This window comes from Streptomyces sp. NPDC002776 (assembly GCF_053592195.1).
Genome location: NZ_JBSFVG010000021.1, coordinates 85,663 through 111,837 on the forward strand (window position 1 = coordinate 85,663; position 26,175 = coordinate 111,837).

At 70.6% G+C, this 26,175-nt stretch carries 29 protein-coding genes and 1 tRNA gene; 7 read left to right on the plus strand and 23 right to left on the minus strand.

Annotated features, from left to right (window positions below; translation table 11 throughout):
- Window positions 1-3 precede the first annotated feature (3 nt).
- The 3 genes from ACWD11_RS30920 (at window position 4) to ACWD11_RS30930 (ending at window position 4,162) form a co-directional block, all read left to right on the plus strand.
- Window positions 4-1,287: a protein phosphatase 2C domain-containing protein gene (locus ACWD11_RS30920; RefSeq protein ID WP_389415990.1), complete on the plus strand. Its 1,284-nt coding sequence runs from the start codon at window positions 4-6 to the stop codon at window positions 1,285-1,287.
- Between the two features lie 99 nt (window positions 1,288-1,386).
- Window positions 1,387-2,730 (plus strand): vWA domain-containing protein, encoded by a 1,344-nt coding sequence (locus ACWD11_RS30925; RefSeq protein WP_389415989.1) that lies wholly within the window; start codon window positions 1,387-1,389, stop codon window positions 2,728-2,730.
- Window positions 2,731-2,836: 106 nt separating this feature from the next.
- Window positions 2,837-4,162, plus strand: a complete 1,326-nt coding sequence (locus tag ACWD11_RS30930) for an FHA domain-containing protein (RefSeq protein WP_451286930.1) — start codon at window positions 2,837-2,839, stop codon at window positions 4,160-4,162.
- Between the two features lie 16 nt (window positions 4,163-4,178).
- On the opposite strand, the gene ACWD11_RS30935 is transcribed toward ACWD11_RS30930, so the two are convergent.
- Entirely contained in the window at window positions 4,179-5,156 is a 978-nt protein-coding gene (locus ACWD11_RS30935) for a methyltransferase domain-containing protein (RefSeq protein WP_451286932.1), read from the minus strand.
- Window positions 5,157-5,256: 100 nt separating this feature from the next.
- Here ACWD11_RS30935 and ACWD11_RS30940 point away from each other — a divergent pair, with 100 nt between their 5' ends.
- On the plus strand, window positions 5,257-5,670 hold the full coding sequence (locus tag ACWD11_RS30940; RefSeq protein ID WP_389416429.1) for a globin: 414 nt from the start codon (window positions 5,257-5,259) through the stop codon (window positions 5,668-5,670).
- Window positions 5,671-5,886: 216 nt separating this feature from the next.
- Here the strand turns inward: ACWD11_RS30940 and ACWD11_RS30945 are convergent, their stop codons facing one another.
- Genes ACWD11_RS30945 through ettA form a run of 3 tightly spaced genes read right to left on the minus strand, consistent with a single transcriptional unit; the run spans window position 5,887 to window position 8,645 of the window.
- The gene (locus ACWD11_RS30945; RefSeq protein WP_451286934.1) at window positions 5,887-6,564 is read right to left on the minus strand and encodes a hypothetical protein; all 678 of its coding nucleotides are present in this window, start codon (window positions 6,562-6,564) and stop codon (window positions 5,887-5,889) included.
- Window positions 6,561-6,974 (minus strand): acyl-CoA thioesterase, encoded by a 414-nt coding sequence (locus tag ACWD11_RS30950; RefSeq protein ID WP_389415985.1) that lies wholly within the window; start codon window positions 6,972-6,974, stop codon window positions 6,561-6,563. Before ACWD11_RS30950 ends, ACWD11_RS30945 begins: the two co-directional genes overlap by 4 nt.
- A 6-nt stretch (window positions 6,975-6,980) precedes the next feature.
- Complete coding sequence (gene ettA / locus ACWD11_RS30955) at window positions 6,981-8,645, minus strand: energy-dependent translational throttle protein EttA (RefSeq protein WP_389415984.1); 1,665 nt, start codon at window positions 8,643-8,645, stop codon at window positions 6,981-6,983.
- A gap of 241 nt (window positions 8,646-8,886) precedes the next feature.
- Between ettA and ACWD11_RS30960 the strand changes: the two genes are divergently transcribed.
- The gene (locus ACWD11_RS30960; RefSeq protein ID WP_451286936.1) at window positions 8,887-9,402 is read left to right on the plus strand and encodes an HAD domain-containing protein; all 516 of its coding nucleotides are present in this window, start codon (window positions 8,887-8,889) and stop codon (window positions 9,400-9,402) included.
- A 66-nt stretch (window positions 9,403-9,468) separates the two neighbouring features.
- Here ACWD11_RS30960 and ACWD11_RS30965 read toward each other — a convergent pair whose 3' ends face one another.
- From ACWD11_RS30965 to ACWD11_RS30980, 4 genes are all read right to left on the minus strand, one after another.
- Window positions 9,469-10,893, minus strand: coding sequence for a Cys-Gln thioester bond-forming surface protein (locus ACWD11_RS30965; RefSeq protein ID WP_389415982.1), 1,425 nt, complete (start codon window positions 10,891-10,893; stop codon window positions 9,469-9,471).
- Window positions 10,894-11,165: 272 nt separating this feature from the next.
- Complete coding sequence (locus ACWD11_RS30970) at window positions 11,166-11,630, minus strand: single-stranded DNA-binding protein (RefSeq protein ID WP_389415981.1); 465 nt, start codon at window positions 11,628-11,630, stop codon at window positions 11,166-11,168.
- A 294-nt stretch (window positions 11,631-11,924) separates the two neighbouring features.
- Window positions 11,925-13,892 carry a GTP-binding protein gene (locus tag ACWD11_RS30975; protein WP_451286939.1) on the minus strand — a complete coding sequence of 656 codons (1,968 nt, stop codon included), beginning with the start codon at window positions 13,890-13,892 and terminating at the stop codon, window positions 11,925-11,927.
- 3 nt (window positions 13,893-13,895) lie between these two features.
- Window positions 13,896-15,503 (minus strand): dynamin family protein, encoded by a 1,608-nt coding sequence (locus ACWD11_RS30980; RefSeq protein ID WP_389415979.1) that lies wholly within the window; start codon window positions 15,501-15,503, stop codon window positions 13,896-13,898.
- 319 nt (window positions 15,504-15,822) lie between these two features.
- Between ACWD11_RS30980 and ACWD11_RS30985 the strand changes: the two genes are divergently transcribed.
- Window positions 15,823-15,898, plus strand: a tRNA-Arg gene (locus ACWD11_RS30985).
- 175 nt (window positions 15,899-16,073) lie between these two features.
- Here ACWD11_RS30985 and ACWD11_RS30990 read toward each other — a convergent pair.
- From ACWD11_RS30990 to ACWD11_RS31060, 15 genes are all read right to left on the minus strand, one after another.
- A complete protein-coding gene (locus ACWD11_RS30990) occupies window positions 16,074-17,468 on the minus strand; it encodes a tyrosine-type recombinase/integrase (RefSeq protein WP_451286941.1) in 1,395 nt (464 codons plus the stop codon).
- Window positions 17,468-17,665 carry a helix-turn-helix transcriptional regulator gene (locus ACWD11_RS30995; protein ID WP_451286943.1) on the minus strand — a complete coding sequence of 66 codons (198 nt, stop codon included), beginning with the start codon at window positions 17,663-17,665 and terminating at the stop codon, window positions 17,468-17,470. The genes ACWD11_RS30990 and ACWD11_RS30995 overlap by 1 nt, the downstream gene beginning before the upstream one ends.
- The gene (gene repSA / locus ACWD11_RS31000; RefSeq protein ID WP_451286945.1) at window positions 17,662-19,029 is read right to left on the minus strand and encodes a replication initiator protein RepSA; all 1,368 of its coding nucleotides are present in this window, start codon (window positions 19,027-19,029) and stop codon (window positions 17,662-17,664) included. The genes ACWD11_RS30995 and repSA overlap by 4 nt, the downstream gene beginning before the upstream one ends.
- Entirely contained in the window at window positions 19,022-19,435 is a 414-nt protein-coding gene (locus ACWD11_RS31005; protein ID WP_451286947.1) for an ASCH domain-containing protein, read from the minus strand. Before ACWD11_RS31005 ends, repSA begins: the two co-directional genes overlap by 8 nt.
- Entirely contained in the window at window positions 19,432-20,616 is a 1,185-nt protein-coding gene (locus tag ACWD11_RS31010; RefSeq protein WP_451286949.1) for a DNA cytosine methyltransferase, read from the minus strand. Before ACWD11_RS31010 ends, ACWD11_RS31005 begins: the two co-directional genes overlap by 4 nt.
- The gene (locus tag ACWD11_RS31015; protein ID WP_451286951.1) at window positions 20,613-20,819 is read right to left on the minus strand and encodes a hypothetical protein; all 207 of its coding nucleotides are present in this window, start codon (window positions 20,817-20,819) and stop codon (window positions 20,613-20,615) included. The genes ACWD11_RS31010 and ACWD11_RS31015 overlap by 4 nt, the downstream gene beginning before the upstream one ends.
- 89 nt (window positions 20,820-20,908) lie before the next feature.
- Window positions 20,909-21,223 (minus strand): SpdD-like protein, encoded by a 315-nt coding sequence (locus ACWD11_RS31020; protein ID WP_451286953.1) that lies wholly within the window; start codon window positions 21,221-21,223, stop codon window positions 20,909-20,911.
- 12 nt (window positions 21,224-21,235) lie between these two features.
- On the minus strand, window positions 21,236-21,391 hold the full coding sequence (locus ACWD11_RS31025) for a hypothetical protein (protein ID WP_212672659.1): 156 nt from the start codon (window positions 21,389-21,391) through the stop codon (window positions 21,236-21,238).
- 22 nt (window positions 21,392-21,413) lie between these two features.
- On the minus strand, window positions 21,414-21,608 hold the full coding sequence (locus tag ACWD11_RS31030) for a mobile element transfer protein (RefSeq protein WP_451286955.1): 195 nt from the start codon (window positions 21,606-21,608) through the stop codon (window positions 21,414-21,416).
- Window positions 21,609-21,627: 19 nt separating this feature from the next.
- Complete coding sequence (locus tag ACWD11_RS31035; protein WP_451286957.1) at window positions 21,628-22,302, minus strand: DUF2637 domain-containing protein; 675 nt, start codon at window positions 22,300-22,302, stop codon at window positions 21,628-21,630.
- Window positions 22,303-22,382: 80 nt separating this feature from the next.
- Complete coding sequence (locus ACWD11_RS31040; protein WP_451286959.1) at window positions 22,383-22,577, minus strand: hypothetical protein; 195 nt, start codon at window positions 22,575-22,577, stop codon at window positions 22,383-22,385.
- Window positions 22,578-22,579: 2 nt separating this feature from the next.
- Window positions 22,580-22,786, minus strand: a complete 207-nt coding sequence (locus tag ACWD11_RS31045; protein WP_451286969.1) for a hypothetical protein — start codon at window positions 22,784-22,786, stop codon at window positions 22,580-22,582.
- Between the two features lie 5 nt (window positions 22,787-22,791).
- Entirely contained in the window at window positions 22,792-22,950 is a 159-nt protein-coding gene (locus tag ACWD11_RS31050) for a hypothetical protein (RefSeq protein ID WP_451286961.1), read from the minus strand.
- Window positions 22,951-23,029: 79 nt separating this feature from the next.
- A complete protein-coding gene (locus tag ACWD11_RS31055; protein WP_451286971.1) occupies window positions 23,030-24,370 on the minus strand; it encodes an FtsK/SpoIIIE domain-containing protein in 1,341 nt (446 codons plus the stop codon).
- Between the two features lie 5 nt (window positions 24,371-24,375).
- Complete coding sequence (locus ACWD11_RS31060) at window positions 24,376-24,723, minus strand: SCO3933 family regulatory protein (protein WP_451286963.1); 348 nt, start codon at window positions 24,721-24,723, stop codon at window positions 24,376-24,378.
- Window positions 24,724-25,140: 417 nt separating this feature from the next.
- Here ACWD11_RS31060 and ACWD11_RS31065 point away from each other — a divergent pair, with 417 nt between their 5' ends.
- Window positions 25,141-26,121: an XRE family transcriptional regulator gene (locus ACWD11_RS31065; RefSeq protein WP_451286965.1), complete on the plus strand. Its 981-nt coding sequence runs from the start codon at window positions 25,141-25,143 to the stop codon at window positions 26,119-26,121.
- The last annotated feature ends 54 nt before the right edge of the window (window positions 26,122-26,175 follow it).

The window sequence follows — 26,175 nt, forward strand, 5'->3', positions numbered from 1 at the left end:
TTGATGTCGCAGATGCCCCAGCAGGCCGCTCTGTCGAAGTGCCCGAGCTGCGCCGAACCGCTGCTCTCGGGTGACCGTTTCTGCGAGAAGTGCGGATACGACCTGTCCGCCCTCGCCGGCACACCGGCCGCCGTCAACGGCTCGGCCCCGCCCCCGCCGCCCGGCGCCGGCGCGGCCTGGCCGCACGCCTCCGCGCCGGACAGCTCGGACACCCCGGCGGCGGTGCATCTGCCCGCCGATCTCCACGGGGCCGAGTCGGACGGCAGCGGTCACTCGGGCGTACGGCTCGACCGCGGGCCGGAGCCCGAGGAGTACCCGCTCCAGGCGCCCGATCCGCGCGTCGCCGCCGAGGAGCCCGCTCCCGCCGGGGCCGCCAAGGTGTGCGTGGCCTGCCGGGCCGGCCGGGTCGACCACGACGGCTACTGCGAGAACTGCGGTCACGCCCAGCCCCGCGAGCGCGACCACATGGAACAGTCGTGCGGCCCGATCGCCGCCGTCAGCGACCGCGGGCTGCGCCACCACCGCAACGAGGACTCCTTCGCCGTGGGCTGCACCGCCCTCGCCGACGGTTCCCCCGCGGTCCTGGCGATCGTCTGCGACGGCGTCTCCTCGGCGACCCGCCCCGACGAGGCCTCGCAGGCCGCGTCCCGGGCGGCGAGCGACTCGCTGCTGGCGGCCCTGCCGCAGGGCACGCATCCGCAGCAGGCCATGCACGAGGCGATCATCGCCGCGTCCCGCGCGGTCAACGCGCTGGCCGGCGAGCCCGCCACCGCCCGCGAGCACGCCCCGCACCAGAACGCCCCCGCGTGCACCCTCGTCGGCGCCGTGATCACCTCCGGGCTGCTGGTCGTCGGCTGGGTCGGCGACAGCCGCGTCTACTGGGTGCCGGTGGACCGCAGCGCGCCCGCGGCCCGGCTGACCGAGGACGACTCCTGGGCCGCGCAGATGGTCGCGGCGGGCCTGATGAACGAGGCCGAGGCCTACGCCGACGAGCGCGCCCACGCGATCACCGGCTGGCTCGGCGCGGACGCCTACGAACTGGAGCCGCACACCGCGTCCTTCAAGCCGGACCGGCCCGGTGTGGTGGTGGTGTGCACCGACGGACTGTGGAACTACGCCGAGGCGGCCCACGAGATGGCGGACGTGGTGCCCCTCGACGCGGCCGTACGCCCGCTGCACAGCGCCCAGGTGCTGGTGGGCCACGCGCTCGACGGCGGGGGCCACGACAACGTAACAGTGGCCGTGCTGCCGTTCCCGGCCCCGCCGATGGGGGCAGGATCGGCCTGAGGCCACGCAGCGGGGAAGCCTCGACGGACCGGAGGGGACCGGTCCGCCATCAGCCATTGCCCCACCCCGGTGGGGTGACCTAGGGGGATCACAGAAGGCATGGCCATTTTCTCGAAGTCGAACGTGCCGCAGTTCTCGATGGACGTGTACCAGAACGAGTACCTCCCCGAGGGCGGCCGTGAGGTCAACGCGATCGTCACGGTCTCCGCGACCGGCGGCGGCACGATCGGAAGCGCGGTCGCGGCGCCGCTGTACACGCCGGGCCAGGGCCCGTCCGCCGCGGTGGCGATCATGGTCGACTGCTCGGGTTCGATGGACTACCCGCCGACCAAGATGCGCAACGCCCGGGACGCGACGGCCGCGGCCATCGACACCCTGCGTGACGGGGTGCACTTCGCGGTGATCGGCGGCACGCACGTCGCCCGGGAGGTCTACCCGGGCACCGGCCGGCTCGCGGTCGCCGACGCCACCACCCGCGACCAGGCCAAGCAGGCGCTGCGCAGGCTCAGCGCGGGCGGCGGTACGGCCATCGGCACCTGGCTGCGGCTCGCGGACCGGCTGCTGTCCTCCGCGGACGTCGCCATCCGCCACGGCATCCTGCTCACCGACGGCCGCAATGAACACGAGTCACCGGAGGATCTGCGCGCCGCGCTGGACTCCTGCGCCGGCCGTTTCACCTGTGACGCACGCGGTGTGGGCACCGACTGGGAAGTGAAAGAAGTCACAGGGATCGCCTCCGCCCTGCTCGGCACCGCCGACATCGTCGCCGACCCGGCGGGCCTGGCCGCCGACTTCACGCAGATGATGGAGACGGCGATGGGCAAGGAGGTCGCGGACGTCGCCCTCAGGGTGTGGACGCCGGTCGGCACGACCATCAAGTTCGTCAAGCAAGTCGCGCCGACCGTAGAGGAGTTGACGGACCGCCGTACCGAATCGGGCCCGCGCTCCGGGGACTACCCCACCGGCTCCTGGGGAGACGAGTCCCGTGACTACCACGTCTGCGTCGAGGTACCGGTCGCCGACCTGGGCCAGGAGATGCTGGCCGCCCGGGTCTCGCTGGTCGTCCCGCAGCCGGACGGCAGCGTCCAGAACCTGGGCGCCCAGGGCCTGGTACGGGCCGTATGGACCGACGACATGGCCGCCTCGACCTCGATCAACCCCCAAGTCGCCCATTACACCGGGCAGGCGGAACTGGCCCAGGCCATCCAGCAGGGGCTCGATCTTCGCAAAGCGGGCGATATGGATGGAGCAACGGCCAAACTGGGCCGCGCCGTTCAGCTCGCCAGCGCCTCCGGAAACGCCGATACGGCGAAACTCCTTGCGAAGGTGGTGGACGTGGTCGACGCCGCGGCAGGTACTGTGCGACTGAAGGCGAAGGTCGCGGAGGCCGACGAGATGACTCTCGAGACCCGGTCGACAAAGACTGTTCGTGTAAAGAAGTGACATGAGAAGTGCCCGGGGGAAGCTATCGGGCACTGACGCGAGCCTGACCCCTCGGGGTTGGAGAAATCCGGCCACCGGGCCGGAAAGGAGAGGGGGAAGCGCCGACATGCCGACCTGCCCGAACGGACACCAGTCGGGTTCCGACGACTGGTGCGAGGTCTGCGGTCACCGCATGGCCGGTGCCGTACCTCCGCCCCCTCCCCCGCCGCCCCCGCCCGGCGGTGGCTACGGCTTCCCGCCGCCGCCCGGCGCCCCCGGCGCGCAGCCCGGTGGTGCGCGTCCGCACCTGGGTGGCGTACCGGACCGCGAGCCGGAGCTCTGCCCGCAGTGCCGCACGCCCCGTGAGGGCGGTGCGCCGTTCTGCGAGGAGTGCCGGTGGAACTTCCTGACCAACACGGCGACCTCGTACACCCCGGCCGCCCCGCGCCAGCCCGCGCCCGGCTCCGGCCCCAGCCCGGCGGCCCGCTTCCAGCAGCAGCCGCCCGGGCCGTCCTACGGCGGGGGTGACGCGTACGACTACCAGAGCTCGCGGCCTTCGCAGATGAACCGGCCGGCCGAGCCGATCCCGCCGTTCGGCGCGGACCCCTCGTCCGGACCGGGCGGCCCTCGCCGCCCCGGACCTGGTGGGCCCGGCGGTCCCGGCGGTCCCGGTCCTTTCGGCGGTCCTGGTGGGCCCGGTCCCGGTGGTCCCGGCGGGGGTCCTGGCGGTCAGGGTGGTCCGTCCGGCTTCGGTGGTGACCCCTCGCGGCCGGCCCCGCCGCCGCCCGGTCCCACGCCGCCCGGCGGCCCGGGTGGCCCCGGCGCCCCGCAGGGTTACCGCTCCGGTCCGCCCGCCCCGCCCGCCTACCCGCAGGAGACGAACCGCCCCCAGCCCGGCGGCCCGTCCTTCGGCGGCGAGGACGACTGGGTCATCCCGCCCCCGTCCGCCACCGGCCCCGGCGGCCCCGGCCCCCAGGGCGGCGGCTACGGCTACCCCCAGCCCGGCTCTCACCAGGCCCCGCCCGGCCCGGCGTACCAGCAGCAGCCGGCCACCTGGATGGCGACGATCGGCCCGGACCGCGACTACTTCATGGCGATGATGCAGCGCTCGGGCCCGGAGGCCGCGGGCCTGAACCTGCCCGCGTACTCGCCGGAGCAGCAGCGCACCCTCACCGGCAACCAGGTCACGATCGGCCGCCGCCGCCACTCCACCGGCGACACCCCCGACATCGACCTGTCGGTGCCGCCGGAGGACCCGGGCGTCTCGCACCAGCACGCGGTGCTGGTCCAGCAGCCGGACGGCTCCTGGGCGGTCGTCGACCAGAACTCGACGAACGGCACGACGGTGAACGGCTCCGAGGAACCGATCCAGCCGTTCGTCCCGGTACCGCTGCAGGACGGCGACCGCGTCCACGTCGGCGCGTGGACGACGATCACGATCCGCAGGGGCTGATTCCGCTCTGCGTTCCTTACCGGAGGGGCCAGGCGTACGGCCCCTCCGGATCGTCCAGCCAGGCCCACTGGCTCCCGCCGCTGACGGTGATGCCGTAGCGCTGACGCTGCGGTGCGTCCTCGCGGTCCCACAGCGCGTACACCTCCTGCGGGTCCAGGCTGTCGTGGCTCAGCGCCAGCAGGAAGCGGAACAGGTCGTGGTCCCTGGCCGGGCGCGGCACTCCGCCGAGGGGCGGCGGCTCGGGCCGGGCGACGCCGCGCAACGGGACGAAGTAGGCGGGCGTGTGCAGGAACCGCCCCTCGGCGTGCTCGGCGTCCCGCACCGTCAGGGCGACCAGGCCGGTGGCCATCGGGGCGAGGATCCGGGCGCCCTCCCGGCACTGGGCGAGCCAGGCGGCCGGGATCGACGGCAGGGTGCAGGTCGCGATGATCCGGTCGAACGGCGCGCGTTCCGGAGCGCCCCGGGTGCCGTCGCCGGTGAGCACGGCGGGGTGGTACCCGGCGGCGGCCAGGTGCTGCCGCGCGGACTCGGTGATCTCCGGCTCCAGATCCACGGTGGTGACGAGATCGTCGTCGCCGAGCCGCCGGGCGAGCAGGGCGGCGTTGTATCCGGTCCCCGCGCCGATCTCCAGCACCCGGTCCCCGTCCCGCACTCCCAGGGCGACCAGCATCATCGCCATCAGCGAGGGCTGGCTGCTGGAGGAGAGCAGCTCCCCGTCGCGCAGCCGGGTGGCCAGGGGTACGTCGTCGTAGGCGCCGCGCAGCCAGCTCTGCCGTGCGCCGGGGTCGGGGCTCTCGCCCCAGCGCCGTTCGTGGCCGCCGACGGTGCCGACGTAGTAGTAGGGCACGAAGAGATGGCGCGGCACGGCCGTGAACACGTCCCGCCAGACCGGGTCCTCGGCCCACGCCCCGCTGCGGTCGATCTGGCGCACGAGTTCCGCCCGCGCGGTGGCGGCGAGGTCGTCCAGGTCCTTGTCGGGAGCGTCGGCGCTCATGACTCCACTGTCCTGCGGTAAGCGGCGGCGGGCGAGGGCAAGGCCGGGCAGGAGGGGAAGGGTCCTAAGTCTCCGGACCTGGGTCGCGGCGTCTGAGACCATAGGGGATGTGAATGAGATTCGGCGCGGCACGCTGCAGGAGCAGACCTTCTACGAGCAGGTCGGCGGGGAGGAGACCTTCCGCCGCCTCGTCCACCGCTTCTACGAGGGTGTGGCCGGGGACCCGCTGCTGCGGCCCATGTACCCCGAGGAGGACCTGGGCCCCGCCGAGGAGCGCCTCACGCTCTTCCTGATCCAGTACTGGGGCGGCCCGACGACCTACAGCGAGAACCGCGGCCACCCCCGCCTCCGCATGCGCCACGCCCCGTTCCCCGTCGACCGCGCGGCCCACGACGCCTGGCTGAAGCACATGCGAGCCGCCGTGGACGACCTCAACCTCTCCGAGGAACACGACCGCACCCTGTGGAACTACATGACGTACGCGGCAGCATCGATGGTGAACACAGAGGGCTGAACACCCGGAGCAGCACCATGCAGCGGCCCGACTGAGGCGGCGTCGCAACTCGCACAGCAGCGGACAGTCGTACCCCCGAGGCGACGCCCACCCAAGCAGGGGCACCCTATAACCCGCGCAGCTGCGGGCAGTCGTGCCGCTGGGGCGGCACGGGTGCGCGCAGCGGCACCCCGCAAGGCGGGCGAGCGCAAACCCACCCCCGGTCGCCCCCCGCCGCTAGCGGGACACGCTCACGTCCAGCGCCCCAAGTCCCGCCCGCCGCACGGCGATCGACCCGTACGGCGTCCGCAGCCGCAGCCACGCCCTCGACGAGAACAGCCCCACCGACGCCTCACCGGCGCCCCGCAGAAACCCCAGCGCCTGCGCCGCATGCACCGCCCGCACCGGCAACCGCGTACTCCCCACGGCCCGGGACCAGATGTCCCGCCCGATCCGGTCGAGCTCGGCCCGGGTCCGCCCCTCCGGCCCCAACTCCTCGGTCCGCGCCCGGAATTCAGCCACCGCCGCACCGACCATGCCGCGCAGCTCCTCGGGCCCCGGCAGCCCCGCCTCGGGACGCCACCCGCTCCGAGGCGGCAGCATCCCCGCCCACGGCGGCCCGGTGACCGCACCGGGAACGACAGCCGTGGCCGCCGACTCGTCCACCGCTTCCAGCAGTTCCCCGGCGGAGACGGTCACGTCCAGCGCGACATCGAGCCCGTCCTCGTACGGCTTGGCCAGCCGCGCCGTACGGATCGCCAGTACCTCGAAGGACGGCGGGCGCCCGAACACGGCCAGCGCGGTACCGGCCGCCTGAAGACGCACCGCCGCTGCCCGGTCGTAGTGGATCAGACGGGAGAGGAAGGCGGCGAGATCCGCCGCCTCCCCCTCGTCGGCGAGGTGGAGCACCGTCATGCGGCGACGGCCTCCTCCTCGTCGTCGTCCGTGTACTCCTCGAGGAACTCCCGTTCCTCCTCGGTGATCCGGCGGGGCCGCTGCGCCTCGAAGTCGAACGGCACGATCACCGTCGACGCCCGGACGTAGACGATGTCGTCGTCCTTGACCTCGTAGGAGAGGGTGAAGGACGCGGCCCTTATCTGCGTGACCCACAGCTCGATGTCCACCGGACGGTGCCGGTGGACGAGCTGCCGCTTGTAGTCGATCTCATGGCGCGCCACCACGGACCCCTGCTGGAAATCCTTGTCCGGACGGAACAGGAAGTCGATACGGGCTTCCTCCAGGTAGCGGAGGAAGACCACGTTGTTGACGTGGCCGTAGGCGTCCATGTCCGCCCAGCGCAGTGGGCAGCGGTAGATGTGCCGCAAGATCGATCAGCCCCGGGTCAGCTTCTTGTAGGTGGCGCGGTGCGGACGCGCGGCGTCCGGGCCGAGGCGCTCGATCTTGTTCTTCTCGTACGACTCGAAGTTGCCCTCGAACCAGAACCACTTGGACTCGCCCTCGTAGGCGAGGATGTGCGTGGCGACCCGGTCCAGGAACCACCGGTCGTGGCTGACGACCACGGCGCAGCCGGGGAACTCCAGCAGCGCGTTCTCCAGGCTGGAGAGGGTCTCGACGTCGAGGTCGTTGGTCGGCTCGTCGAGGAGCAGCAGGTTGCCGCCCTGCTTGAGGGTGAGCGCGAGGTTGAGCCGGTTGCGCTCACCACCGGAGAGGACACCGGCCGGCTTCTGCTGGTCGGGGCCCTTGAACCCGAAGGCCGAGACATACGCGCGGCTCGGCATCTCGACCTGACCCACATTGATGTAGTCGAGCTCGTCGGAGACGACCGCCCACAGGGTCTTCTTCGGGTCGATGTTCTCGCGGCTCTGGTCGACGTAGGAGATCTTGACGGTGTCGCCGACCTTGATGGTCCCGGAGTCGGGCTCCTCGAAACCCTGGATCATCTTGAAGAGGGTGGTCTTGCCGGCACCGTTGGGGCCGATGACGCCGACGATGCCGTTACGCGGCAGCGTGAACGAAAGATCGTCGATCAGGACCTTCTCACCGAAGGCCTTGCTGAGGTTGTTGACCTCGACGACGATGCTGCCGAGCCGGGGGCCCGGCGGGATCTGGATCTCCTCGAAGTCCAGCTTCCGCATCTTCTCGGCCTCGGCGGCCATCTCCTCGTAGCGAGCGAGACGGGCCTTGGACTTGGCCTGACGCCCCTTGGCGTTCGACCGCACCCACTCCAGCTCTTCCTTGAGCCGCTTGGCGCGCTTGGCGTCCTTCTGGCCCTCGACCTTGAGACGGGTCTGCTTGGTCTCCAGGTACGTGGAGTAGTTGCCCTCGTAGGGGTAGGCGCGTCCGCGGTCCAGTTCGAGGATCCACTCGGCGACGTTGTCGAGGAAGTACCGGTCGTGGGTGATGGCCACGACGGTGCCCGCGTACTTGGCGAGGTGCTGCTCCAGCCAGTTCACGGACTCGGCGTCGAGGTGGTTGGTGGGCTCGTCGAGGAGCAGCAGGTCGGGCGCCTCGAGCAGCAGCTTGCAGAGCGCGACGCGGCGCTTCTCACCACCGGAGAGCTTGGTGACGGCCCAGTCGCCGGGCGGGCACCCGAGGGCGTCCATGGCCTGCTCGAGCTGGGCGTCGAGGTCCCAGGCGTTGGCGTGGTCGAGCTCCTCCTGGAGCTTGCCCATCTCGTCGAGCAGCGCGTCGGAGTAGTCGGTCGCCATCAGCTCGGCGATCTCGTTGAACCGGTCGAGCTTGCCCTTGATCTCGGCGACGCCCTCCTGGACGTTCTCCAGGACCGTCTTCTCCTCGTTCAGCTTCGGCTCCTGCATGAGGATGCCGACGCTGTACCCGGGCGAGAGGAAGGCGTCACCGTTGGAGGGCTGCTCGAGCCCCGCCATGATCTTCAGCACGGTCGACTTACCGGCACCGTTCGGGCCGACGACGCCGATCTTCGCCCCAGGGAGGAAGTTCAGGGTGACGTCATCGAGGATCACCTTGTCGCCGTGCGCCTTGCGCGCCTTGCGCATGGTGTAAATGAACTCAGCCAAGAGAAACCGTCCGGCAGCTTGAAATCAGGCAGTGGGCAGATACACCCCATCTTGCCGCACCGCCACCCCTGGGAGGAAACGCGTTCCCCCCGGACCCCCTGACCTGGCCTTTCCGACTGCCGCCTGCACCTCCCCTGCCACTGTCGGTCGCCACCGACCGGCCCCGGCCACCCTCGCACGGCCCAGGGACGGCCCAGCCCGAGCGTCCCGCTCCCCCGCTGCGCGGGACTACGGTGCTGCCGTGACCAGCGCAGCGGAGCGCCCTCTCCTCTTCCTCGACGTCGACGGCCCACTGATCCCGTTCGGGTCGCCGACCGGTCAGCCGGAGACCTCTGCCGCCTCCTCGACGACTGTCGATCGGGGGAACCCGCTGCTGGCCCGACTCGACCCCGGGATCGGGGCACGCCTTGTCACTCTGGGCTGCCGGCTCGTTTGGGCAACGACCTGGATGGAAGAGGCGAACGAAGTCGTCGCCCCGCGCATCGGCCTGCCACGGCTGCCGGTAGTGGAGTGGCCGGACACCAGCGCGGAGGGAAGCCCGCGGGGCCTGCACTGGAAGACTCGCCCCCGCGTCGAGTGGGCCGATGGCCGGCCCTTCATCTGGGTCGACGACGAGATCAGCGACATGGACCGCCTCTGGGTCGCTGCCACCCACCCCGGGTCGTCACTGCTGCACCAGGTCGAGCCGACCAAGGGCCTTACGGACGCCGACTTCCGCGCGCTCACCGGATGGCTCGCTGCCGTCACGCCGAGCTGAGCACCACCTCGAGGCTCGACTGGGCTTTCCGAAGGCCGAAGACGCGCCGCCCGCGTGCCGCACGGGTCAGTCCTGTTCCGAGGTCTTCCGTCGTCGGACTATCAGCAGGGCCGCCCCGCCGATCAGCACCAGCCCGATCGCCACCCCCGCGATCATGGGCGTGGCGTTGGAGCTGCCCGTCGCGGCGAGGTTGGTGTCGAGGGACGTGCCGCCCACCGTGGCGGGGCTCGGCTCCGTCAGGGTCTGGGTGGAGGTGTTGTCGGCCTGCGCGGCCTCCGCCGCCTGCGTCATGCAGTCCAGGACGCCGGTGAAGCGCTGGGCGAAGCCGCCGGGACCCTCGATGGTGAAGTCGTAGGCCTGGTCCTCCTGGAGCGGGATGGTCACCGTCCGGGACTCGCCCGCGCCAATGGTGTACTCGGTGCCCATCAGCTCGAAGGAGAAGCTCGCGTCGCCCTCGTTGGCGGCCGTGATGTCCACGCCGCCCTTCGCGCAGTTCTTCGTCGCGGACAGAGCCGGTACGGCGCCCCGCTCGGCCCACGTCGCCGTCGCCGTCGCCGACACCGTCGACTCGCTGGAGCCCGCCAGGATCTGCGTCTGGCTGCGGCTCTCGGAGGTGAAGGCACGGCCCACGGGGACGGTCGTGGAGGCCTGCACCGTCAGCTCCGCGGTGCCGGCCGCCGCGTCCTCGGGCACGTCGACGTAGATCTGGCCGCCGTCGGCGGTCGAGGTGACGGGCTTGCCGGTCTTGTCGACGATCCGTACGCCGCTCATGGCCGCGTCCGAGGGCGGGGTCACCGTCACCGTTCTCGCCCCGGTCCGCACGGTCACCGGTCCGAGCCGCTCACCGGGGCGGCCGGACAGCGCGGGCGGGTCGAGCGTCAGCGACGCCGCCGGCTCGGCCACGTCACGGGCGCTCTTCTCCAGATGGTCGGCGAGCTTCTCCGCCTGCGGGTCCACGGCCTCGACGTCCGCGCCGTCCGAGTAGCGCCACACCGCCACCTGCGTGCCCGCCGCGGCGTCCTGCTCGCTGAGACCGCCCTGGACGCCCGCCTTCTTGGCCAGCGCCGCCAGATCGTTCACCTGCGGGTAGGAGTTCTGCAGGATCCAACGGATCTTGCCCGCGTTCTCGTTGGCCCCGAGCGAGGTCCCGCTCCACGGCGTCTCGTGGTACTTGGCGTCCTTCTGCGTGGGGTTGTGCAGGTCCACGCAGTACGTCTGGAGGGTCCCGCCGCCGTCGACGGACATCTCGAACAGGCCCGCGGAGATCTCCTGTTCGCCGGCCTCGCCGTGTATCACCGCCGTGCCGTACGTCTTCAGGCCGCCTATGGTCGCGGTCGCCCCGCCCTGGCCCCGCGTCGTGCCGTCGGCGGCCGCCTGGCCGGCACCGGCCACCAGCGCACCGGTGGCGACCAGGCCGGACACCAGCGTCGCGGCGGCGAGTCGGGCCGCCCCTCGACCACGCCCGGACGGCGCGACGAAAGAAGAAAGCACAGAATTCCCCTTCTAGCAGGACCCGTTGGAGTGGGGGGTACGGTCCCACCAGCAGAACTACAAGCCCCGAGAGCCTTGTTCGGCATCCTAAGGACCAGGCGCACCACGCTTCCCGGGGATCTCACGGGACAAGCGATCCGACTCGGAATCGTTATCGCGAGGACCCCCTGCGAACAGGGCTTATCGACAAATCCACCGGAGTCTTCGGCACGCAATCACCGATAAGCCGCAGTTCGGTCAACGATCACTCAGAGATGACGTCACGACTGGGGTCACGTCACCGCCGCCGGTTCCGCCGCGGGTTGACTCGACTCCTCCGGCGTCTCCCAGTCCGGCTCCGGACGCGGGGGCGGAGGCGGGCTGCTCACCGCCGGTTCCGGTCGGCCTGGACGGCGGAAGGCGGAAGTGCCCCGCGCGAGATCGTGGCCGATCGCCACCGCCTCGATGTCGGCCGAGGTCCAGGTCTGCTGCTCGCGCACCTCCGAGCGGACCTTGAGCCTGCCCTGCACCAGGACGGGGTCGCCCACGGTCAGCGACGCCGCGGCGTTCGTGGCGAGCTGCCGATTGGCCCACACCGTGAAGAAGTTGGTGTGCCCGTCCGTCCATTCGTTCTTCTCGCGGTCCAGGTACCGCGCGGTCACCGCCAGCCGGAACCGCGCGGAGGGCCCCGTCGCGACCTCCCGGTACACCGGCTGCGTGGCCACGTTCCCCACCACGGACACGATCGTCTCGTTCATCGTGCACCCCTCCTGATACGCCGACGGGCCCGTCCCGTACGGCTGCGTCTGTCGCGCCGGCGATCGCTTCCTCGCGAATCGCCGCGCAGCCAGACTGCCTCCGTCGGGCCGGGCCCGCCGAGCGCTGTGGATCAGCCCCGGCCCTGTGGACAACCCCGCCACTCGAACGGGGCGCTCCGCATCACGCCGTGCGGCCCTCGAACCGCGGCACCCCGGGCCCCAAGCCGTACGTCACTCACCCCCAGCACCCGCATCACCCGCATCACCCGCATCACCCGCGGAGCCGCACCCAACTCACCCCACCCCAACCCCCATAACCCGCCCGTACTGCTCCCGAACCTCCCGATACCGCAGCAACTCCGCCGCCACCGGATCCAGCACCCGGGCCCGCCCACACCCCGCGGCAGCCTCCCGAAGCCGCCGTTCCGCCTCCATGCCGTACCGCCGCGCCGGCCCCCGCGCCGCCATCCGGCAGCTCCACTCCACCAGCGGCCCACCGATGATCCCGGCCACCATCAACAGCACCGGCACCCCCAGGTTCGGCGCCATGACACCCACGATCTGCCCCGCCAGCCACAGACCGCCCACCACCTGCAACAGCGTCATCGACGCCTGCACCAGCACCGCCGCCGGCCACCACCCCGGCCGCGGCGGCCGCCCCGGCGGCAGTCCCGCGCGCGCGGCCAGTTCGTCCAGCGCCTCGGGCAGCCCCTGGGAGCCGCGTACGGCCGCCTCCCGTACCGCCTGCGCCCACGGCGTCGGCAGCCCGGCGGACGCCCGCTCGGCGACCGTGCGCACCGCCTGCTCGACGCGCTGGCGCGCGGTGGCCTCCTCGTCCGCCTGGGCCCGCAGCGAGTGCCGTCCCGTCGGGGGCTCGCTGCGGTCCTGGTACCACCGCCACAGCCGCAGCCAGGGCGTCCCGCACGCGCGATTGGCGTTGCGCAGCCACGCGCGCTCGGCGGCCTCGCCCGCCGCGGTGGCGCCGACCGCGTCCGCGAGGCGGGCGGCGAACTCGTCCCTGGCCTGCTCGCTCAGCCCGGTCCGCCGGGAGGTGGCGTAGACGGGCCGCAGCCCCCACCCGGCGGCGTCGACGTCGGCCGAGATCCGGCGCGCGGCGGCCCCGCGCTCCGCCACGAACTGGCCGAGCGCCTCGCGCAGCTCGCCGATGCCGTCTCCGGTGAGCGCGGACAGCGCGAGCACGGTCGCGCCCGGTTCGCCGTACTCGCCGAGCGCGATGCCGTCCTCGTCCAGCAGCCGCCGCAGATCGTCCAGGACCTGCTCGGCCGCCTCCCCGGGGAGCCGGTCGATCTGGTTCAGGACGACGAACATGACCTCGGCGTGGCCCGCCATCGGCCGCAGATAGCGCTCGTGGAGCATGGCGTCCGCGTACTTCTCGGGGTCCACGACCCACACGACGGCGTCCACGAGGGCCAGCACCCGGTCCACCTGCTCGCGGTGCTGCACGGCGGCCGAGTCGTGGTCGGGCAGGTCGACCAGGACGAGCCCGCGCAGCTGTCCCTCGGCGTCCGCGTGCTGGCCGGCGGGGCGGCGGCGCAGCCGGGGCGGGATGCCGAGCCGGTCGATGAGGGCGGCGGCACCGTCGCTCCAACTGCACGCGATGGGCGCGGCGGTGGTGGGCCGGCGTACGCCCGTCTCCGAGATGGTCACCCCGGCCAGCGCGTTGAACAGCTGCGACTTCCCGCTGCCGGTGGCGCCCGCGATGGCGATCACGGTGTGCTGCCCGGACAGCCTGCGCCGCGCGGCCGCCTCGTCGAGCACCCGCCCGGCCTCGGCGAGGGTCCGGCTGTCGAGCCGGGTCCGGGACAGCCCCACCAGCTCGCGCAGCGCGTCGAGCCGCGACCGCAGGACGCCGTCGTACGCCAGGGTGGTCGCCGTCTGCGGCACGGAGGCCCGGCGCTCCACCACGGGCGGGGCCTGCTCCCCGGCGTTCTCGTTCACCCGCCGCGCGATCAGCCCGTCGTCCCACGCGATCCCGGACTCGCCCCCGGCCGTGTCATCCTCCACGCGCGCGTGCTCCCCGCCCTCGGCGTCTACGTCCTTCTCCGGCGCTACGTCCTTCTGCGGCGCTACGTCCGTCTCGGCGCCCTTCTCCTCGTCCGCACCACCCCCGGTCGCCTCTGCCTGCTCTGCCTGCTCTGCCTGCTCAGCTTCCTTGGTCTCCTCGGGAACGCTCTCGGCGGCACCGTCCTCGGCGGGTTCCGTGTGTCCCCGGTCGTGGTCCTGGTCAGTGACGGCGGTCACCGGTCACCTCTCCTTCTGCAGTACGGACAGCGCGGCGATGAGTTCGGCCTGTGGTTCCGGGTGGACGTCGAGGGCGTCGAGGGGGGCGAGCCGGCGCTCGCGCTCGGTGTGCATGACGCGGTCCAGGTGGTCGGCGAGGAGCCGTCCGCCCCGGTCGCGCAGTCGCAGCGCGCCGTGGGCTCCGATGCGCTCGGCGAGCCCCTCGCCCGCGGGACGGGCCCTGCGGCCCCCCAGGAGCGCCGTGGCGACGAGGGCGGCGACCACCTCGGGGTCGGGCGCCGGGCTCCGGTCGAGGTCGCGTACCTCGTCCTCGGCGTACTCCTCCAGCTCGCGCCGCCAGCGCCGTACGGCCAGTCCGATGCGGTGTTCGGCGGGCTCCAGGGTGGGATCGCGGTCCCGGAGGCCGGGGGCGCCCGCCGCCGGTTCGCGGCGCCAGGCGTCGTCGACGCGCTCGTCGGCGGCCGTGACGGAGCACACCAGGAGGGCCACGAGGCTCTCCACCAGGGAGTCCAGGAGCTCACCGGCCGAGCAGTCGAGGGGGAAGGCGCGCCAGCGTTTGAGGGCGTCGCCGGCGAGGACGGCGCCGGACTGGAGACGGCCGCGTACGCGCGCGTACTCGCTGTCGTACGCGGAGTCGACGGCGGCGGTGAGCCGGAGCGCGGCGGCGTACTGGGCGGCGGCGGCGCCGGCCAGCTCGGGCATCCGGGCCTTGAGGGAGTCGAGGACGCCGTAGGCCGTGCGGGCCATCACGTGCTGGCGGGCGGCCGGGTCCTGGGCCTGGTGGACGAGCCAGGTGCGCAGCGGCGCCACTGCGGTGGCCGGGAGGAGGCCGCCGCCCCAGGCCGACTCGGGCAGCTCGGGGACGGTGAAGCGGGGCACGTGGCCGAGGCCGGCCTTGGTGAGCAGGGCTCCGTACTGCCGGGAGACCTCGGAGACGACCTGGTGGGGTACCCGGTCGAGGACGGTGACGAGGGTGACGTCGTACTCCTTGGCGGTGCGCAGCAGGTGCCAGGGGACGGCGTCGGCGTAGCGGGCGGCGGTGGTGACCATGATCCAGATGTCGGCGGCGCAGATGAGCTCGGCGGCGAGGATGCGGTTGTCGGCGACCAGGGAGTCGACGTCGGGGGCGTCGAGGAGGGCGAGGCCGCGCGGGAGCGTTTCGGCGGTCTCGACGCGCAGCACGCGCGCGGGGTCCTCGCCGGGCATCAGGAGGTCGTCGCCGGCCTCCTGATGGGGAACCCAGACGCGGGTGAGGTCGGGCAGTACGCGCATGCCGCTGAACCAGTGATGATCCTCCGGATGGCAGACCAGCACCGGAGTGCGGGTGGTGGGCCGGAGCACCCCGGCCTCACTGACCCGCTGGCCCACCAGGGAGTTGACCAGCGTCGACTTGCCGGCCCCCGTCGAACCTCCCACGACGGCCAGCAAAGGCGCTTCGGGTTCTCTCAACCGGGGCACCAAGTAGTCGTCGAGCTGCGCGAGCAGTTCGTCGCGGTTGGCACGCGCGCGTGGCGCCCCCGGCAGGGGAAGCGGAAAGCGTGCGGCTGCGACACGGTCGCGCAGAGCGGAGAGTGCGTCGATCAGCTGAGGCCGTACGTCCAAGGTCACCACATGTGAAGAATGCCCAATTTTAGGGGAATTCTGAAGCATATGAGCATGTCTGCGCGCCGACGGAACACAAGGGATGGAAGGGATGACTGGGACACCGGCATAGTCCAGGCATAACGAGTGCACAACACCCGGTGCGCGGGACGCCAAAAGCGGTGCACGATTCGTACCTGCCTGCGATTATCAGGACCGCTTCACCGAACCTCCACATCGAGCCACGGAGGCGAAGCAGCAGGGACAAGGACGCGGGAGCCCTATCCTTGACCCCGGCAACGTCACGGATCAGCCCACACCCGGGCACCACGACAGAGGCCACACACCGGCCCCCGTAGCTCAGTGGATAGAGCAGGCGCCTTCTAAGCGCTTGGCCGCAGGTTCGAGTCCTGCCGGGGGCGCCATTTCTCAGCTCTCCTCCGGGAGGGCTTTTTTGCTGGTCAGAGCGGGTGTCGCTCGGCGCAACGAAGCCCCGGGTCCTCCCCTGCCGATCAAGGGAGGACTCCGAGGCTGTCCGGCTGTCACCGGGTTTTTGCGGGTGGCTGTGTCGAATACGTGTCGAAGTTCTGTGGCCGGAGATCAACCAGCGACGGGCGGCTCGGGGAGGTCGCCAGCGGCCTCAAGTCGCTTCTTCAGATCCGGCAGTTGCCCGTCGACACACCGAGCGTAGGTGGCAAGCAGCACAGGCACGCTGTTGCCGGCCCACTCGGCAACTTGCGCGGGCGGGATCCCGTCGTTCAGCCATTTGGTGAGGCGGGTGTGCCGGATGTCATACACACGCTTGCCGGTCGGCGAGTCGAAAACATGCGGAGCCAAGACCGCCTGACGAGCGCTACGCCACGCACGGCGGATCACCGAGCCCGCGAGGATGCCGCCGTTCTCGCCCTGGAACAGCAGGTCACCCGGCTTGAGCCCTTCACCCTCGATGTGCTGCCGCAGGACGCGAGTCAGGGCGGGATGGCCCGGCACGGACCGTGTGTCGCCTTCTGCCCGGCCCTTGAGTTCGCGCTGTTCATGGATCTCGCCGGTGTCGGTCCACTGCTTGCCGACTTCGGGAGTCGCGGTGTGGATCACTAGTTCGCACCACTGGTCGTCAGCGTCGACATCAGGCAGGTGCACATCCCTCACGTGCATAGCGACAGCCTCTTCGGGACGCGGCCCGCAGTAGTACAGCGTGGCGAAGAAGGCGTGCAGTCGCTTGCCTCCCCTGGGACGCAAGCGAATCCAGTCGAGGAGTGCCGCCGCCTGCTCGGAGTTCATCAAACTGCGCTTGTCCACGGCGTTGCTCGTCTTGGTGGCAGTCGTCACCTCTTTGCCCTTGGGGAGGGGGTTGGTCCGCAGGATCCGCCGCCTGATGGCGTACTTCATGACGACGTTGAGGATTCGGCGGTGGCGCTTGCGGGACCAAGCTGCTGCCTGTTTGCCGTCGAGCCGGGTGTCGATGGCCTGTAGGACATCTTCGACTTTCTCAGGGTCTTCCCAGACAGAGACCGGAAGGGAGTTCCGCTCAACCCACCTCAGGATGGTCACCACGTCCCGCGGCGCATCTGGCCGACGGTTCGCGTTGAACGCCCACTCGCGCAGCGCCGTGCGCACGGCCATGGCGTCGAATTGGGTGGGCTGGGCTCGGAGCAGCGCGATGGTGGCCGCCGTGAGGGTTTTGGCGGTGTTCTTGCGGCTGTTGCCGCCAAGTTGGGACCAGCGGGCATCGACATACTGAACGGCGAACCTGTACCAGCTCATCGCGGCCGACTTGGAGCGATGAGACACCGGCAGCCCGGTCGCGATGACGAAGGCTTCACCCTTGCCCGTGGCCTGGATCAGTTCGGAGCGGAAGCCCTCGGCGAGCGCGACGGTATCGAAGGGCTCGCGCCAGCGCTTGCCGGCGACCACCCAGCGCACCGTGTACGTGGTTTTGCGAGCACCCTTGTACGTGAGGATCTTGTAAATCTTGACGTCGTATGTCGTCTCCATCAGGCGGCGTCCTCACGGTCATCGAGCCAGTTGTCGAGGTCGCTCCGCCGTATCCTCAGGTCCCCGTTCGGGAGCTTGATGCAGCGCGGGGCACGCCTCTTGGCCCGCCAGTCGTAGAAGGTCGAGCGCGAGATCTTCAGCTCGTCACAAACCTCAGCGAGGGTGAGCATGGTGCGTGATCGGAGGGCAGTAGTCATGCTGCGCTCCCTTCGCTGCGCAGAGCTTCGCGGGCTGTTTCGCGGTTGAGTGCGAGGTCGTGGGCAATGGTGGCGGCGAGGGCGGATTCGCCGGGGGTGTGGCCGTGGCCGGCGTACTGCCAGTCGGCGAGGACAAGCGCGGTGTCGGGCTCTTGTTCGTTGAGGCCGAGCGCTTCACGTTCCCGGGCAGCGCGGTAGTCAGCGCGCGCCTGGCGGAGGGCGCCGAGGGTGACCGAGTATCGGCGGGACTTGGAGCTGAAGTGGCCGCGGAAGCCGAGCATGTGAGCCCAGGCCCACAGCCTCCGCTCCGGATACACCTCGTCGAGGTCGCGGCATGCGGTGATCAGGCGGTGGGCGTGGTCGGGGACGCCGTGGCGGTCGAGTTCGGCGAGTTCGCCGATGCGCCGGTCCAGGGTGCCGGTGTTCTCGGCTGCTTTGGTGGCGTACTTGGCGACGTAGGAGGCCACAGCCTGTTCGGTCAGGTCGGATCCGTCTCCGAACGCCTTCACAGGGCGGATGTCGAGTTGTCGGCCCCACCGGAGAGTGCGGGCGGGTTGGTCTTCGGCTGGGGGGAGGTTGATGGTGGTGTAGGGGTGTGTTGCTGCGGCGTGGATGGCGTCGGTGAGCAGGTCGACTCTTGCCCAGGGCGGCGGAGCCGATTCGGGTCCGTCGGGTCCGTCGAGGCGGATCACGGCGTGGAAGTGGATGGCGCCGCGCTTTTGGAATTCGGCGACCTTGCCGTAGGAGAGTCGGCAGACCTCTTTGAGTTCGCGTTGGGTGAGGCCGGCCCGCTTGGCGATCTCGCGGCGCAGGCGGTTGGTGAAGCGCTGCCACAGCTCGCCGGCGTGGTTGTTGAACAGCACGGCGCCGGCGTAGTCGTAGCGGTCGGGGTCGAGGGGGGTGCCGAGGGCGGGGTCGTCGTCGGGGTGGGTTCGTCCGCAGCGGCAGTGCCCATGGTCGGGTTGGTTGTGGACGGGGCCGAAGGAGGGCGCGGTGAGGGTGGCGAAGACGCGAGGGTGATTGCGGACGGTGGCGGGGATGTCGCGGCGGTCGTCTCCGGCCAGGCCGGCGCGGATGAGGTGGTAGGTGTCGCCCGCATACGTCCAGGCGCAGGCGGGGCAGCGGGAGGCGCGGCGGTTGCCGCAAGCGACGCGCAGGCGGCCACCGGGTTCGTCGGCGGTGGTGTAGTGGTGCAGGATCTCGCCGGTGGTCTTGTCCTGGTGGGCGGTCCAGCCGCGCAGGTGGATGGGGTCGGCGCAGCCTCCGGTTCGTTTGATCTGGTGTTGCCAGCGCTCGAAGTCGGGGGCGGAAGCCACGCGCAGCAGGTCGTTGAGAGTGATCGGGTCGGTGAGCAGGTCAGGCACGGGCCGCCTCCCGGACCAGGTCGAGGAGGCCCGGGGTGGGGGTCCACAGGCCGCGGGCACCGGGGCAGGCCACGGGCCGGACTAAGCGGTGTACGTCGGTGAGGTGCCAGTGCCACTGTCCGGGGGCGGACCACAGGGTGCACATGCCGTCGTCGGGGTGGCAGTTGTCCAGGCGGGCCCAGCCCAGGACAGCGCTGACGGGCTGCGGGCGGTGGAGGAAGGGGCGGGCCATGACGGCGTATTTGGCGGCGGGGTCGATGGTGGCGCCGGCGTGGAGGAGCAGCCAGCCCCGGTAGTCGGTGGCCCAACGCCGGTTCTCGATGCGCTTTGTGCCGTAGACGATGGCGGACGCCCAGGGCTGCCACAGGGTCAGGGCCTGCACTTCGGCCCGTTCGGTGGTGGTCATGCGGCCACCTCCAGCGCGGCGGGCACCAGGGAGCGGAGCGCGGCGGTGGCGAGCAGGGGCGGGACGGCGTTGCCGATCTGCTCGAACTGCCGGGTCTTGGTGCCCTGGAAGGGGTAGCCGGGGCGGAAGGACTGAAGGGCGGCGGCTTCTTCGACCGTGATGCGGACGGATTCCGAACCGGCGGAGCCGTCCTGCTGCCATGAAACGTCGTTGCTGGCCCGCGCGAAGAGCAGGGTTGCGGCGGGTTCGTCGGGGCGGCGGACGGTGGCGTTGGGGCGGTTGCTGTGCCGCAGGACCCATTGGCCGCCGGCCTTTGCCGTGAATGTGGGTGCGGGCGCACTATGCGGATCGGTGGTCTGCCGATTGCCGTCGGGCAGCTGGTTGCGGTTGGTGTGCAGGACCCACGAGCCGCGCCGTTGGGCGTCCATCAGTGCTTTGCGGGCCGAGGTGGGGAAGGGTTCCGGTCCCCCGCTCTTGCCGCCGCCGGCAGTGACGGTGGGGACGGGGCGGTCGGTGGCACCCCAGCCGAGGGCATCGGCCATGGAGACCCACGGCGCCAGGGCAGGGCCGAACAGGGTGTCGGGTCCGGGGTCCTTGGCGTGGGTCGGCTCGGGCGGTGCGGCGGTGCGGGTGCGGGAGGCCAGGAGGAAGGCGCGGCGGCGGGTCTGCGGGACGCCATAGTCGGCCGCGTTGAGCACACCGGTCCATACCGAGTAGCCGTGGCCGCGCAGGATGCCCGCGATGTGGGCGAACAGGGGTGCCACGGCGGGGACTTCCTCCAGAGCGATCCAGTCGGGGCGCAGGTCGAGGGCGTAGCGCAGCGGCTCAACGACGAGGAGGGAGCGCGCGTCGGCGCAGGCCAGACGGAGCGCGGCGCGGGTGTCGTTCCCCCGGGCGAGGTCGTCCAGAGTCTGGTGGCACAGATCCATGTCGTCGTTGCCGGCACGCAGTCCGGCGGCGCTGAAGGTCTGGCAGGGCGGGGAAGCGATCAGCCCGGAGACCTTCCCGCGGAGCGGTGCGGTGGGGTAGGCGGCGACGTCGGCGCGGATCGTGGTGTGCCCGGTGGCCGCGCGCGTGGCGCAGGCGGACGGCTCGATCTCGATCCCCACATCGCGGAGGCCCAAGGTGAGCAGTCCCTCGGACCAGCCGCCGGGGCCGGCGAAAAGGTCGAGGACGCTCATGCGGCCACCTCCACATCCGCAGCGGTCAGGCGGGGGCGCAGGGGGATGGTGCCGGTGCCGTGGCAGGCGCCGCAGTCGACGTGGAGGAGGGCGCGGGTGCCGTCGCGGTGGCGGGTGCCGGAGGGTATAGCTGCGGTGGCCAAGCCGTCGCAGTTCGGGCAGATCCGCGTCTTGGTGATCGTGGCCGGGTTGGGGCCGGGCATGATGGAAGTTCCTTCCGGATCGTTGGTTCGGACAGGGATGGCGCCCGGAGCGGACGAAGTTTGGCGACCGAGGCCGCTCCGGGGGCCGGTCAGCTTCGGATGTCGCTCGCGAGGATCGAGCGGATGACGACGGCGCACACGGCGAGCGAGGCGCCGGTGATGGCGACCGCGAGGAGCATGGAGACCAGCACGGCGCCGACCACCAGGACCACGGCGGTACCTGCTCCGGCGAGGGCGATCACACTGCCCGGGGTGAGCTGAACCGTGGACCGCGACGACATCTGAGCCATCGGTGCGGGCGGCGGGGGCGGGGTGCCGGGCGTGATGGTGGTCGGCTGGATGACGGCGGGCGGGGTGCTCAGGCCGGTCGGTGTCGGGTTGACGGGGATCTTCGGGCGGATCATGGCGGGGTCTCCCTACTTGGTTGCGGTGTCGATGGCGGGGGCGAGGAAGCTGTCGGCGAGGAGATAGCCGCCGATCAGCAGGACGAGGACGAGCCACCAGGGCGGGCGGACGAGCTTGACGCCGACCAGGCCCAGGCAGGCGATGAAGAACCACAGCGGCACGGACATGAGCTGATCTCTCCTTCCGGTTTCAGCGGACGGGGCAGCGGTGGCCGCGGGCGGCGACCATGGCGGCTTCGTAGCTGTCGTAGGCGGACGACCATCCGCAGTCGTCGCTCTCGCAGGCGGCGACGTACTTCATTTCGCCGGTGCGTCGGTCGGGGCCGCCGCCGATCGCGGTGGTGCCGACGCGGTGCATCTCGTTCCAGATCTGGTACAGGCTCATAGGTGAACTTCCTTTGCTCTCAGGCGAGTTGGGTAGCGATGGCGGCAGCCATGGGGGCGGGGACGCCGAGGCGGGCGCGCAGGGTGTCGGTGTCGATCGGGGTGCCGGTGCGCGCGTGGTGGTCATCGGCGACCTTGCGGGCGTGCGCGACGAGTGCGGCCGGCACCGGGGGGACCGGGGCGGGTGCCGGGGCGGCAGTGGGCAGCATCGGCGGTTCCTCAGCCGGCACTGCTGTCTTCGCCTCCGAGGTCGGTGCGGGGACGGGTTCGCGCTCGACGTCGAGGTTCTTGGGGGCAGGGTCCGCCGCAGTGTCCGGTGTGTCGGCGGGCTGGTCGGGAGTGTGGGCGTGGGCGAGGAGGGTGCCGCCGAGGAAGGCGAGGGCGGGCCAGCCGGCGACGCCGAAGCGCAGCCAGGCGGGCGGATGAGCCAGGTCCAGGAAGCCGGCTGTAGCGACGTTGGCGCCGAGGGAGGCAACCAGGGCGATCAGAAACCAGCACCAGGCGAGCCGGGAGCGTTGGACGCGCAGTCGGCGCCACGCAGCCACGAGCAGCAGGTCGACACTGACCGGGTAGGCCCAGGCTTTCCAACCGGTCTGGCCGGCGGCTTCGGCGAGGTCGTGCAGGTGGGCGAAGGACAGGGCACCGGCGATCACGGCCTGTACGAGAACGGCGTCGAACCGGATCGAGCGGATCATGTCTTCACCTCCTTCGCGGGGATGAGGCCGGGCGGGGCGGGGAGCGTGTTCCGGCCGCCCCGTCGCGGCTGATCAATGGGTCAGTCGGTCGGTGTCTCGCCGCTGCCCAGGCAGGTCAGGCACAGGGCGGCTTGGTGGTCGTCTGTGGCGCGGCCTTTGCGGGGGCCGACGCGAACGGTTTCGGTGGTCTCGCCGTTGCCGTCGCAGTCCGGGCACTTCGCGGGCTCGGGGTTCGGGGTCTTGCGGCGGGTGGCCGGCTTCTTGGCGGTGGCCATGGTCATCGCCCCTGACCGGGGTCTTCGGAGCCCTGGTTGGGGTCGTAGCCGGGCGGGAACAGGCCGGGCGGAGGCTCCGGCAGCGAGGCCGCCAGGCACGGGCCCACGGTGTCGATGAAGACTCGATCAGCGCCGTTCAGTTCCTCGTACAGGGCCAGGGAGCCGAGCAGGATCACGGTGCGGTGGAAGTCCTCGCAGTGCTCACACATGCCGGTCACCAGCCCTCTTCCGACTCGCTGTTGTCCGACGGTTCTTCGTCGCGGTAGTCGTCCATGACGTCCGGCGAGTTGTTCCACGCCGACAGCAGGGCGGATTCCAGCGGATCAACCGGGTCCGGTTCCGGGGTGCGCTTGGGGAACGGGATCACGGTCATGACGATCACTCCGTTTCAGGCATGGCTCGGGTAGGGATGCGGCGCGAGACGGTCACGCCGGCCGGTGGAGCAGGGGGGATCAGGCGGCTTCGGCCACCGGGGGCACCTCGACGGGGGCGAGGTCGACCAGCGGGCGGAAGCGGGCCAACTCCGGCAGATGCGGGGTCAGGTGGGCGTGCCGGTTGCAGGCGGACACGGCCTGGCGCATCGTCGTGTGCGGGGTGCGGATGCGGACCCAGTCGCCGGTGGAGTAGCCGACCACGGCCATGCCGCGGCGGGTGTTGGGGATCTGGGTGGCGGCGAACACGGCGTGCGGGGAGATGTCGCCGAAGGCCATCTTGGCGGTGGTTTCGTCGTTGACGCGGTGGACCATCCGGCCGGTGAGCTGAGCGCGCAGCATGGTGATGCCGTCGCCGAGTTCGGAGCCGAAGCGCTGCCCGTACAGGTCGAGGAAGATGCCGGCCGCACGGCCGAGCTGGGCCAGGCGGACCAGGGCCTTGACGATCCGGTCCCGGCGCGGGTCGTTCTTCTTGGTGCTCAGAGCGAGTTCGGCGATCTCGTCGATGGTGACCACGATCGGCACCGGACGCAGATCCTCGGGCAGGTCCCAGATGTTCGCCGCGATCTCAGCGTCCGGGGTGTCCGCGCTGATCCGCTGTTCGACGCGGATGGTGTCGTAGATGCCGTGCATCCGATGCACGAGTGCTTCGAGCAGCTCCATGGCGTCATCGGGATTATCGGCCAGGGCGGAGAAGCGGCGGGCGAACGGCCCCAACTCGATCTTCTTGCAGTCGATCCCGACCAGCGCGACCGGTTGCGAGGCGAGTTCCTTGATGACGGTGCGCTGCGTGACGGACTTGCCCGAGTTGGTCGCGCCCACAGTGACCGAGTGCGGAACCTCCCGGTAGTTGCGGTAGTGCACCGTGCCGTCTTCCACCAGCGCGATCGGGATCTTCAACAGCCCACGCTCGGTCTGAGCCGGCATCTGCACACGCCGCAGCACGTCGTAGCCGGTCAGCGTGATCTCGATGACGCCCGGTTTGATCTCGCGGGAGGTGACTTGGTGCACTGCGAAGGAGTGACGCAGACGGTCGGAGGCGGCGGCGAACTCGAACGCGTCCTGACCTGGCCACATGCGGATCCGTAAGCGCAGGCCGGTGCGGGTCGGGCGGATCCACAGCAGCCGGGGAACCCGCTGTTGCGGGACCGGCTTGCCCATCCAGCGGGCCGCAGCGCGCCGCATCCGGGACGCCGGCACCGTCAAGCGGCAGGCTTCCATGACCGAGGCGTAGCGCATGCTCACCCGGAGCATGGCCAGGGCGATGCCGAAGCTCAGCCAGTACCAGGTGGGGCGGCGCCACCGCAGCAGCAGTGCGACACCGACCAGGGCCGCTAACGCGATCAGCAGCAGGGTGGTCATGGTGTTCATGCCTTGCCGTTCGAGCCGGCCGGGGTGAGCTGCTTCGCCGCGACCGCGATCGCACGGTAGGAGATGCCGTGCCCGAAGTCGTTCTCCCACGGGCGGGCCATCAGCCCCGGCAGCTCAACCGGCATGCCGGGTACCAGGTCCGGCTGGATGCCGTCCTCAGTGACCACGATCGTCACCGCGTCCGGGCGACCGTCCACGATCACGGCGACGTTGACGTTGTAGAGGACCTTGCCCGACTGCTTGTCGATGGCGATCTCACCGGTATCGCGGTTCTTGACCTTCTTCTCCGGGGCCTGGATCAGCATGACCGTCATCGCGGACGTGTCGACGGGGATCTGACGCATGATGGAACTTCCCTTCAGAGGGGTGGGAGCGGCGTACTTCCTTGGCGGTGGTCACCGCTCCTGCGCTGGCGTTGGGTTCCAAGAGGCGAAGCACCCTCAGGCACTTGCCGCCTCTTCTGGTGCGCACCAGATGTCAAGCGGTGCCGCCATCTGGCTTTCTCAACTCGCCTTCCTGCGACCCTTCTAGAGAACAGCCCAGCTCAACTCGCTGGTAGCCAACAGAGGTTCACAGCAGCACAGTTAAGGCCGGAGTTAACCCCTCCCGACCTGCGTCAACGTGAGGCATGCTGGTGTTAAGGACCAGGAATCACATGCAAGGCGGTGCACGTGACTGGCGGACTCCGGGCAGTGCGGAACGCACGCGAGTGGTCACAAGAGAGGCTGATTCGCGAGATCGAGCGGCACGCACGTCAGCGCATGCTCACGATCGCCTCAACTGCGAGTCTGCGCGTCTACGTATCGGAGTGGGAGAACGGCAAGAGGCCGATCAGCGAGCGGTACGCCAAAATCCTTCGAGTCCTACTGGGCGTCACGGATGATGAGTTGCACGGTCGGCACGTGGCCTCACAAGAGACGCTTCAGACCGATGGATACGACGACCTCATCGCACGAATAGACTCGGCGCGAAGCGTGAGCCTAACCATGGTCAAGACATTCATGGATCAGACGGAGTTGCTGCGCACTGTCGATCGCAGGATGGGCGCTGCAAGCCTCATTGATCAGATGACCGGGCACCTTTCAACCCTGGAAGAGGCGCTGACCTTCGCCGTACTCCCAGAGACTCGGCGACCCGTCGCGCGAGCACTGGCCGGAGCGGCGACGCTCGCAGCATGGCAAGCACTCGATGCAGGCTCTGTGGAACGGGCCTGGCGCCATTACGAGTTAGGCAAGCATGCTGCCAAAGAAGCCGATGAGCCGATGTACCTTGCGCACGCCACGGCCGAGCAGGCATACGTACTCTGCGATGCTGGCCGACCGGCGATCGCTGTCGAGTTGGTACGCGACGCTCAACGGGCGGGAGGCCGGATGGTGTCGCCCCGACTCCAAGCCTGGTTGTACGCGGCCGAAGCCGAAATCTGCGCGAAGGCGAAGATGCCCGACGACTGCGAACGGGCGTTGGAGAAAGCCGTCAATCAGCTGCCGCCCGGCGAGGAATCGCGGGACCCTGACATGCTGAGCATCTTTCTGAACGAAGGACACTTGGCCCGATGGCGTGGGAACGTACTCGCTCAGCTTGGCAATGACGACGCGGTCAGCAGCCTGTACGTGGCGCTCGACTCCTCAGACCCCGAGTTCGTGAGGGCGACAGCCGGCCTGCGATGCGATCTCGCACAAGCCCACCTCGCGCGCGGAGTGAACCTTCCCCTTGATCGTGGACACCTGGAGACTGGGACGTGAGTTCCAGAGGAAGTAGTGCTAGGTGGGAAGTAAGAGCAACCGCAGCAGGCGGTA